Source organism: Flavobacterium sp. (assembly GCF_049318185.1).
Classification (GTDB): Bacteria; Bacteroidota; Bacteroidia; order Flavobacteriales; family Flavobacteriaceae; genus Flavobacterium.
The window spans coordinates 1-3,742 of sequence record NZ_JBMOGV010000159.1 but is presented as its reverse complement, the minus strand read 5'-3'; the positions used below and the strand labels follow the sequence as shown (position 1 = coordinate 3,742).

4 protein-coding genes are annotated in these 3,742 nt (G+C 32.4%); all 4 read right to left on the bottom strand.

Annotated features, from left to right (window positions below; translation table 11 throughout):
- On the bottom strand, positions 1 to 872 hold an 872-nt coding region (locus ACOYLT_RS10750), incomplete at its 3' end, for a GNAT family N-acetyltransferase (RefSeq protein ID WP_422853848.1).
- On the bottom strand, positions 869 to 1,987 hold the full coding sequence (locus ACOYLT_RS10745) for a glycosyltransferase (protein ID WP_422853847.1): 1,119 nt from the start codon (positions 1,985 to 1,987) through the stop codon (positions 869 to 871). The genes ACOYLT_RS10750 and ACOYLT_RS10745, both read right to left, overlap by 4 nt.
- Positions 1,988 to 1,995: 8 nt before the next feature.
- Complete coding sequence (locus ACOYLT_RS10740; RefSeq protein ID WP_422853846.1) at positions 1,996 to 3,087, bottom strand: glycosyltransferase family 4 protein; 1,092 nt, start codon at positions 3,085 to 3,087, stop codon at positions 1,996 to 1,998.
- Positions 3,088 to 3,089: 2 nt separating this feature from the next.
- A partial coding sequence (locus ACOYLT_RS10735) for a glycosyltransferase family 4 protein (RefSeq protein ID WP_422853845.1) occupies positions 3,090 to 3,742 on the bottom strand: 653 nt, incomplete at its 5' end.

Sequence of the window (3,742 nt, the reverse complement as noted above, 5' to 3'; positions counted from 1 at the left end):
ATAGTATTATTTGTCAAAGATTTAAAAGTTAATTTGGGTCCAAAATTGCCATACATACGAAATGCAAAAAGGGAGGAATTAGCAACAGTAACAAGGTAACATTTGTTTTTAACGGCATAGGAAATAATAGCCTTTTGAATAACTTTATCAATACAAACATCATGATGGCTAATTACCTCTACCACTCTTAGTTCATTAAAAAAACGATGTTTTTTGACATACATGGCAACATAGCAATCTGATGTGGAATAAACAAAGTAGGTTTGTAAAGGATTGACCTCATAACGCCATTTCAAATACAGAGCTGACTTTGGGGTAAACAATACATTTTTTGAGGAGAATTTTTTATTGTGAATGGCACATAAATTTTCAAGTTGTACAAGTGATAGAATACTTTCAGAAACTTTTCTTGAAAAAAGAAACTTTAAGGCATAAAAAAAAGTGGGAACCAAAGCCACTTTAATTTTTTCCACTTCTTGCCAACCCATTTTTAAGTAACCAGGGCGACTTTGATCATTTGGCGTGTTAAAAACAAAGCAGTCTCCTTTTTCATGTATTTTATCAAGTGCTTGCAATGTCAACTTTTTAAAAATGCCTTTTCCTTGGTGATTAGGATGTGTCGCAGTATCAACAGCTCTGTAGGCGTTCCACACTTGATTGCCCACTTGCCACCGCCAAGTCATAAAAGCCCTTACACCTATTAAGGCTGAGTCTTCTTCGGCTAATAAAACGGTTGACTCTCCAAAAGGATTTATAACATGCTTGAAATTCCATATTTCAGCCGATTTTTTGAGTAAACTTTCTCCTAAACTGGCTTGAAGTAAAACGACAATAGAATCGATATCCTCTTGCTTCGCTTCTCTTACAATCATATAATTTGTGCTAAATATAATTTTTCTAAGGCATTGACCATTACTTCAATGCTAAAAGAGTCAACCACTCTCTGCCTTGCAAGTGATTGGTATTCTTTTAATTTTTGGTCGTCTTCAGCCAATACAACTATTGATTTTGAAAGTGATTTCCAAGCATCAACTGACACTACAAAACCATCTTTATCAGGTCTTAAAACTTCTTTGATTCCTCCAGCATCGGTCGAAACGATAGCACAACCCATACTCATAGCTTCCAATAACGCAATGGGCAATCCTTCAAAAGAAGAACTCATCATGAAAATATCCATCGCTTCATAATAGGGTTTTACATTGGTTTGTAAACCTGTAAAAAATACTTTTTCTTCTAGACCTAATGCTTTATGTTTTTCTTTTAGCAGCGGCTCTAAAGGGCCGGCACCAATTATAATACCATATATTTTAGGATTTTGTTTGATAGCTTCTGCCATAATTTCGAGCCATAAATCCAATCGTTTCTGAAAACGAAAAACAGCTACTGTTCCAACTAAAATAGCATCATTTGGGATTTCAAATTGCTCTCTAATTCGTTCTCTTTCTTGAGGATTTTCTCTTTGAAAAGTAGTCGTAGTAACACCATTTAAAATAGTTTTTACTGGAATAGCTGGACTAATATTTTTTTGGATGGATTGGGTAACATCTTCAGAAACACCTATGCCGAGAGTTTGCCAATTAAAACTCAATTTATTGAGTAATTTAGTAATAAAATGATACCGCTCTTGTAAATTATGCTCGGTATAAAACAAGGGAATACGAGTTGTTAAATGCACTAATCGAGACACAAAACCAGCCCAAGGCAAATGCGCATGGATCAATTGAATTTGATGTTCTTTACAGTAACGAACGATTTTGGGAAATTGTAGTAGTAGTTGAATATTATTGTTTGCAGGAAAACAGGTTACTTTACCTCCAGCCTTTTCTATAGCTTCAACTAATTGATTTTTCCATGGTAAAAAATAAATATAATGAAACTCAAATTGGTCTTGATGATGAGATTTTAAAGTTTCAGGCAACAGCATTTCAGCACCACCGCGACCGAGAGATTTTATGATATGGAGGATTTTGATTTTCGCTATCAATTTATTAATTAAATTATTACGTTTTGATAAAATTTTAAAAAACGCTTTGCTAAAATTGCATTTGAATAGTGATTATATACCAATAAATAAGCGCTTTCTTGAAGTGTTTTTTTGTTATCTGAAAAACATTGTTTTATAGCTTCATAAAATTCAACCTCGTCATTTTTACCGATAAGATAACCAGTATTTTTGTCCAAAACCACCTCTTTTATACCACCTACATTATAAGCAACAACCGGTAACCTAGTAGCAAATGCCTCTAATATTACTCCTGGAAGACCCTCTATCAAACTAGGTAATAAAAACATATCACAGCAAGGCATTATTTTTAAAACATCATTTCTCTTTCCTAAAAAGTGAAGATTATTATTTAGATTTAGTTCTTCGGCTAAAGTTTCTATAGAAGATTTTAATTTTCCTTCACCTATCAATAAAAGTTGAGCAGAAGGATAATCAACCAATAATTTTGAAAAAATACGTAATAAACCCTCATGATTTTTTTCGGGAACAAAACTCGCAACATTTAATAAAAATGGACCTCCTGAGGTAATACCTATTTCAGTTAAAGAGCTATAGGATGTAGGAATTTCGAGATTAACCCCAATTGGCAAACATTCAATAGTTTTAGAAAACGAAGGATAAACAGTTATAAAATCCTGAAGGCATTCATGACTAACCGAAGCAACGGCATCTACTTTCTTCATTAATAGTTTATTTAGAGCTTTTTTAGAAAAAGTAGTCATAAAATCACTTATCTTATTGGCGTTTCTATATACTAATTTGGATTGCCAACCATGAATAAATTTAGAAAACACAGTATATTTAAGAGTATCTGCAGCATTGGCTTGAACAACATCATAATTGCCTTTTGTAATGATTGTATTTAGCTTTTGATAAGCTTTAAAATCCCAAAAACGTCTTTCTATTGAAGCATTTAAATGAATAAAATGTAAAGGATAAGGCAATTTTTCATCATCAGTTCCAAATAAAAAAAGGACATCTACTTCATGGCCTAAGTTCTTTAATTCAACACTTAATTGGCAGGCGAAAGTTTCAGCACCCCTGAATTGTGGTTTTTGAATAACTTGAAGGATTTTCATTTTTAAATTGCCAATAAATTTAGATAGGTTTCATTATATTGAGCGACTACAGTAGCCAACTCAAATTTTGTCATAGCTGCTCTTTTGGCTTCTATTGCCATAGATTTATATTCTTTTAGATTATTTAAAACTAAATTAATTTTTGAGGTTAATTCTTCAATGTCATGAGTTTTAAAAAATAAGGCTTCATTCTCTGAAACACACTCTTTGTTTTCACCAATATCAGAACAAATAATTATTTTCTCAGCAAACATGGCCTCCAATAAAGCACCTGGCAAACCTTCATAGTGCGAAGGAAAAACAAATACATCTGCCATGTTGAGCAATACAGGTATGTAATCTACATTACCTAATAATAGCAACTTTTCTTTTAATCCCAGTTTTTCAATTTCTGTTTCTAGTGTAGTACGATACATCCCTTCTCCTGCAAATAAAAGAATAGTTTTAGGATACTCTTTTAAGACCTCAGCAAAACTTTTAAGCAAATCCATTTGACCTTTTCTGTCAAGAAGTCTGCTAACATTCAATAAAATTTTTATATCGGTTTTTATAGTCAGTTTTTTTCTTAAAACTTGAACATCACTATCTGAAATGGCAGCAAAATTTTTGGAAGAACGTCCCCTGTAAATTACTTTAACTTTGTCTTTTTTAATAC